Source organism: Pararhodobacter sp., from assembly GCF_036802785.1.
Classification (GTDB): domain Bacteria; phylum Pseudomonadota; class Alphaproteobacteria; order Rhodobacterales; family Rhodobacteraceae; genus Pararhodobacter.
Genome location: NZ_DAIRVN010000121.1, coordinates 1 through 6,233, shown reverse-complemented (window position 1 = coordinate 6,233; position 6,233 = coordinate 1). Strand labels below are relative to the sequence as shown.

Here is a 6,233-nt window from a genome sequence, read left to right as displayed (position 1 = left end):
CCCACCCCCCCCCCGGCCCGCACCCCCCCGCTGCGCCAATTCACCCCCCAGCGTATTTCTGGCAAGATGAAGCCGGGCGGGCGGAAAGAACAGGCAGCGATGGGGCGATTGGGTAATCTGTGGCGGGCATGGCGGTGGCGGCGCAAGCGGCAGTTCCGGCTGTTGCGCGCCTTTCGCAAGCGGGGCGAGCTGGTGCCGGTGATTGACCGGACAGCGGATATTGCACCCGGCGCGATTGTGCTGTTCTGCACCTTCCGCAACGAGGCCCTGCGCCTGCCGTATTTTCTGGAGCATTACCGCAGCCTTGGCGTGGGGCATTTCATCTTTGTCGATAATGCCAGCGATGACGGAGGCGCCGCACTGCTGTTGGGGCAGGGCGATGTCTCGCTCTGGCAGACCGGGGCCAGCTACCGCGCCTCGCGCTACGGGATGGACTGGCTGCAATGGCTCTTGATCCGCCATGGCCATGGTCGCTGGTGCCTGACGGTCGATGCCGATGAACTGCTGGTTTATCCGCATCATGAAACGCGCCCCCTGCCTGCACTGACCGGATGGCTGGACGATAGCGGGATTGCCAGCTTTGGCGCGCTGATGCTGGATATGTACCCCAAAGGCCCGGTCGATCGCGCGCCGTATCAGCCGGGGCAGGATCCGACCGAGGTTCTGCAATGGTATGACCGCGCCAATTACACGATCATCCGCAAGCAGGATCTGCACTATCTGTGGATTCAGGGCGGTGTGCGCTCGCGCATGTTTCTTCATGGCGAACCGCGCCGGGGGCCGACGCTTTCCAAGATCCCGCTGGTGAAATGGCACCGGGGCTATGTCTATCTCAACTCCACCCATTCGATGCTGCCGCGGCGGCTGAACAATGTCTATGACGCGGCGGGGGGGGAGCTGCTTTCGGGCGTCTTGCTGCACACCAAGTTCCTGCCCACGATCAGCGCCAAATCCGCCGAGGAAAAGCAGCGACGCCAGCATTTCGGTGAGCCGGGCGCGTTTGACCATTATTACGACGCGCTGACGGCAGGGCCGGATCTGTGGTGCGAGGCATCTACCCGCTATCTGGGCTGGCGTCAGCTTGAGGCCGAGGGGCTGATGTCACGCGGGGAATGGGGCTGAGGCCCCGGGAATTGCCGAGATTTTGTTTTATTCCTGATTTGTAAACCGTTAGACCGAAACGACTCGGTATTGTTGACGAAAGGAGGCGGAATTTGGGGCTGTTGTCATCATACCGGCTGCGGTGGATGCGCAAGGGCTGGAAGTTCCGCGCATTCCTGAAACGGCGTGAATTGCGCCCCGTCATCCGCCGTACGAAAGCGCTGCGCCCTGACAGCCTGCTTCTGTTCTGCACCCTGCGTAACGAGCGCGCGCGCCTGCCCTATTTCCTGCAATATTACCGCGCGCTGGGCGTTGAGCATTTCCTGTTCGTTGACAACGCCTCCGATGACGGCTCGCGCGCGTATCTGGCGGAGCAGCCCGATACCTCAGTCTGGACCACCACCGCCAGCTACCGCAATTCGCGCTTCGGCATGGACTGGATCAACGGGTTGCTGGCGCGCTATGGCCATGGGCGCTGGGTTCTGGTGGTCGATGTCGATGAGTTTTTCATCTATCCGTTCCATGATACCCGCCCCCTGCGCGCGCTCACCGACTGGCTGGACGCATCGAACATCCGCTCATTCGGAACGCTTTTGCTGGATATGTACCCCAAGGGCCCGGTATCGGCGCATCCCTGTATCGAGGGGCAGAACCCGTTCGAGGTGGCGAACTGGTTTGACAGCGCCAATTACAGCGTGACGCGCAATTCCCGGCTGAAGAACCTGTGGCTTCAGGGCGGGCCGCGCGCGCGGGTTTTCTTTGCCGACAAACCGCTGGATGCCCCGGCGCTGAACAAGATCCCGCTGGTGAAATGGCACCGCGACTATGCCTATGTCAGCTCTACCCACATGCTTTTGCCGCGCGGGCTGAACCTTGTTTATGACCGGGTGGGGGGTGAAAAGGCCTCAGGCTGTCTGCTGCATGCCAAGTTTCTGGCAACGCTGGGCGACAAGGCGCGCGAAGAGGTGGCGCGCGGTGAGCATTATGGCGAAAGCCGCGAATACCTTGCCTATCACAGCGAAGCCGAGGCTGATCTGTGGTGCAAATGGTCACAGCGCTTCATCAACTGGCGGCAGCTTGAAATTCTGGGGCTGATGTCGAAGGGGAACTGGGCATGAGCGCGCGGCTGGGCTGCATCATGCTGGTCCATACCGCGCTGGACCGGGCCGCGCAGGTGGCGCGCTTCTGGGCGGAAGCCGGAAGCCCGGTTGTGATTCATGTCGATGCACGGGTGGGCCGCGCCGAGAACCAGCGCCTTGCCGATGCGCTGCGCGATTTTCCTCAGGTGCGCTTCAGCACCCGCTATCGCTGCGAATGGGGAACATGGTCGCTGGTGGCGGCGATGCAGGCGGCAAGCACCGAGATGCTGCGCGCGTTCCCGGATGTGCAGCATGTCTTTGCGGCATCTGGCGCCTGCCTGCCGCTGCGGCCCGTCGCGGAACTGGCCGGGTGGCTGGCGCGGCATCCGGATACCGATTTCATCGAATCGGTGAATGTGGCCGATGTGAACTGGACAAAGGGCGGCCTGTCGGATGAGCGCTTCGCCTTTCATTTCCCTTTCGCCTACAAGCGGCACAAATGGTTGTTTGACCGGGCGGTTGACCTGCAACGCCGCATGGGGGTGCGCCGCGATCTGCCTGACGGAATTGAGCCGCATATTGGTTCGCAATGGTGGTGCCTGACGCGGGAAACCCTTGGCGCCATCCTGAATGACCCCTCGCGCCCGGTGTTCGAGCGCTATTTCCGCCGCGTCTGGATACCGGATGAAAGCTATTTCCAGACCCTTGCTCGGCTTTATGCCCGCAAGATCGAAAGCCGCTCGCTCACGCTGGGCAAGTTTGACCATCAGGGGCGGCCGCATGTGTTCTATGATGACCATCTCCAGCTTCTGCGCCGATCCGGCTGCTTTGTGGCGCGCAAGATATGGCCGGGGGCCGGGCGGCTGTATGAGCATTTCCTGACCTCCCAGGCCAGCGAAGACCCGGAGGCCGAGCCGCAGCCAAGCCGCATTGACCGCCATTTTGCCCGCGCCACCTTGCAGCGGGTGCGCGGGCGGCCCGGGCTTTACATGGCCAGCCGGTTTCCCGCTAAAGACCGCGAGAATGGCAAGACGGCAGAGCCCTATTCAGTCTTTCAGGGCTTTTCCGAGGTGTTTCAGGATTTCGAGGGCTGGCTGGCCGCCGTCGCCAAATGCCGTGTGCATGGCCATCTGTTCGCCCCGCACAAGGCAGAGTTTTCCGGGCGCGAAAAGGTCTTTGCGGGTGGTCTGTCTGACAAGGCCAGCCTGCGCGACTATAACCCCCGCGCCTTTCTGACCAATCTGTTGTGGGCCACGCGCGGCGAGCGGCAATGCTTCCAGCTTGGCCCGGCCGACAATACCGGCGCAAAGCATGAACTGCTCTGGTTCATGGCGACCGATTCCAACGCGCAGATTTCGGTCATTTCGGGCGCCTGGGCGGTGCCGCTCTATCATGCCGGCGGCGATATGGCCGCCATCCGACGCGAGGCTGCGCGCCTGCAGCGCATCGAGACCGAGATGCTGGAAGTGCTGCGCAGCCCTTGGGTGCGCGCGCGTATCCGCATCTGGACGCTGGCGGAATTTCTGGAAAACCCCACTGAGCCCCTGCACACCCTTTTCGATGAGATCGCGCCGCATCAGCAGGCCCGGATGATCCGCATTCCTGAGCGTGTCGATCTGTCAGGCTTTGGTGCCTTCTTGCAGGAACTGCGCAACCGGGGCATGCAGCCGGTTCTGATGGGCGATTTTCCCATGAACCCCTCCGGCACCGACCTGTCGATCAAGGTGAAATGACGTATGGCGCGCTTTGAGTCTTTTGTGGTTCTGGCCGAGATGCGCACCGGCTCCAACCTGCTGGAAACCACGCTGAATGAATTTCCGGGCGTCACCTGTCATGGCGAGCTGTTCAACCCGGTCTTCATCAATAAGCCCAAGACCGTTGAATATCTGGGCATCACCTTTGAGCAGCGCGATGCCGACCCGTTCACGCTGCTGGCCGCGCTGCGTGAGGGCGGCGGGCTGACGGGGTTCCGGCTGTTTCATGACCATGACGCACGCATCCGCGACCATGTTCTGGCGGATCCTGCCTGCGCCAAGATCGTGCTGACCCGCAACCCGCTGGAAAGCTACATCTCACGCAAGATCGCCGCCGGGACGGGGCAGTGGAAGCTGCACAACCTCGCCAAACTGAAAACCGCGCAGGTGGCGTTCGATGCGATCGAGTTCGAGAAACATCTGGCGACGCTGCAGGCGGCGCAGCTCGATATCCTTCACCGGCTGCAGACGACGGGGCAGGGTGCGTTCTACATCGGCTATGACGATCTCAACGATGTTGCCGTGCTCAACGGGCTGGCGCGGTGGCTGGGGGTTGAGGGGCGCATCGACGCCCCCTCGCGCAAGCTGAAAAAGCAGAACCCCGAACCGGTTGAGGAGAAGCTCACCAACCCTGAGGCGCTGGCGCCCGGCCTTGCCCGGCTGGACCGCTTCGATCTGGGCCGCACCCCCAATTTTGAGCCCCGCCGCGCCCCCATGCTACCCGCCTGCCACGCCGGGGCGCAGACGCCGCTTCTGTTCTTGCCCCTGCGCGGCGCGCCTGAGGCTGAGGTTGTGCGCTGGGTGGCCGCGCTTGACGGTGTCGCGCAAGAGGCGCTGAAGACCGATTTCAACGCCGCCCGCCTGCGCGACTGGAAGCGCGCCAACCCCGGTTTCCGCAGCTTCACAGTGCTGCGCCATCCGCTGCTTCGCGCATGGTGGGCGTTTGAGCGGCGCATTCTTACCGGCGAGGTCAAGCAGGTGTGCGAGCATCTGGTGCGCCTTTATGGGATTGACCTTGCCGCCGCGCCGCTTTCGCCCGATGCCACCCGCGCCGCGTTTCTGGCCTACCTGCGCTTCGTGCGGGCCAGCCTTTCGGGCCAGACCGGGCTGCAACCCTGGCCCTTCTGGGCTTCGCAAGCAGCGTTGCTGGACGGTTTCGGCCAGATCGCCCCGCCCGACCACCTGCTGCGCGAAACCGATCTGGCCGCTGATCTGCCCTGGCTTGCCGCGCGCCTTGGCCACAGCGCCCCCCCGCGCTGGCAGGCCGCTGACATCAGCGCACCACCCCGTGACGCGGAAATCCAGCTTGCCGCGCGTGAGGCCTATTGGCGCGATTACGAGCAGTTCGGCTTCACTGACCTTTAGCCTGCGGCGGTATCACCGCCGGGGCCTTGGACAGTTGCACCGCCAAAATCCCCGCCATGATCACCAGCACGCCGATCAGGTCACCCAGCCCCAGCCGCTCACCCAGAAACAGCGCGGCAATGGCGACGCCGAAGAACGGGTTGAGGAAATGGAAGGTCGCGCCCCTGACCGCGCCGATCCGCTGCACCAGCAGAAACCAGACCCATGTTGCGGCAAGCCCGGGGATCAGCGCGGTATAAAGGAACGCCAGCACCAGCCGCAGCGACCAGTTCACCGTGATCTCTTCCAGCGCCAGCGACGGGCCGATCAGGATCGCGGCGCCCACCAGCATCTGCAAACCCACCACCATCATCAGGTTCCCGCCCGATGAGGCACCGCGCAACGCCAGCGTGGCCACGGTCAGCGCCAGCGCACCCGCGACACACAGCGCCAGCCCATACGGGTCCAGCCCGCCGCCCCAGCGCGCGCCCATGATGATGATGACACCGCCAAACCCGGCCACCAGCCCCATCACCGCCACCGGGCGCAGCCGGTCGCCCAGCACAATGAACCCGGCCGCCGCCACCATCAACGGCAGGGTCGAGGCGATGATCGCCGCGACCGAGGCCTCAACCCATTGCATCGCCACAAAATTGAACCCGAGGTAGAGCGCATTCTGGCACAGGCCAAAAATGATCGTCGCCCGCCACTGCCCCCGCGTCAGCCGCCAGCTTTGCCCCAGCATCAGGGCGATACCAACCCCGATGACACCCGAAAGCAGAAACCGCGCACAGAGCGCGAACAACGGCGGCGCATCCAGCACGATCATCCGGGCCGAGGTGAAGGCCGACGACCACATGAGGGCAAAGGCAAAGCCCATGAAGATTGAGCGCAGGTCCATCCACGGCCCCCTTGTCTCAGGCCGCTGGCTGGCCTTTGGGGGAGGGATAGCGGG

General features: G+C 63.7%; 5 protein-coding genes. 4 read left to right on the top strand and 1 reads right to left on the bottom strand.

The features are described 5' to 3' along the window. Positions 1-66: 66 nt before the first annotated feature. The 4 genes from V7Q53_RS22770 to V7Q53_RS22755 all read left to right on the top strand — a co-directional run bounded on the left by V7Q53_RS22770 (position 67) and on the right by V7Q53_RS22755 (position 5,299). A complete protein-coding gene (locus V7Q53_RS22770; RefSeq protein ID WP_333831264.1) occupies positions 67-1,122 on the top strand; it encodes a glycosyltransferase family 2 protein in 1,056 nt (351 codons plus the stop codon). Positions 1,123-1,214: 92 nt separating this feature from the next. Continuing rightward, entirely contained in the window at positions 1,215-2,219 is a 1,005-nt protein-coding gene (locus tag V7Q53_RS22765) for a glycosyltransferase family 2 protein (RefSeq protein ID WP_333831261.1), read from the top strand. Beyond that, positions 2,216-3,913: a DUF5927 domain-containing protein gene (locus V7Q53_RS22760; RefSeq protein WP_333831259.1), complete on the top strand. Its 1,698-nt coding sequence runs from the start codon at positions 2,216-2,218 to the stop codon at positions 3,911-3,913. Before V7Q53_RS22765 ends, V7Q53_RS22760 begins: the two co-directional genes overlap by 4 nt. Before the next feature lie 3 nt (positions 3,914-3,916). After that, positions 3,917-5,299, top strand: coding sequence for a nodulation protein NodH (locus V7Q53_RS22755; RefSeq protein WP_333831258.1), 1,383 nt, complete (start codon positions 3,917-3,919; stop codon positions 5,297-5,299). Here V7Q53_RS22755 and V7Q53_RS22750 read toward each other — a convergent pair. Next, positions 5,286-6,179 (bottom strand): DMT family transporter, encoded by an 894-nt coding sequence (locus V7Q53_RS22750; protein WP_333831263.1) that lies wholly within the window; start codon positions 6,177-6,179, stop codon positions 5,286-5,288. The genes V7Q53_RS22755 and V7Q53_RS22750 overlap by 14 nt on opposite strands. Between the last annotated feature and the right edge of the window lie 54 nt (positions 6,180-6,233).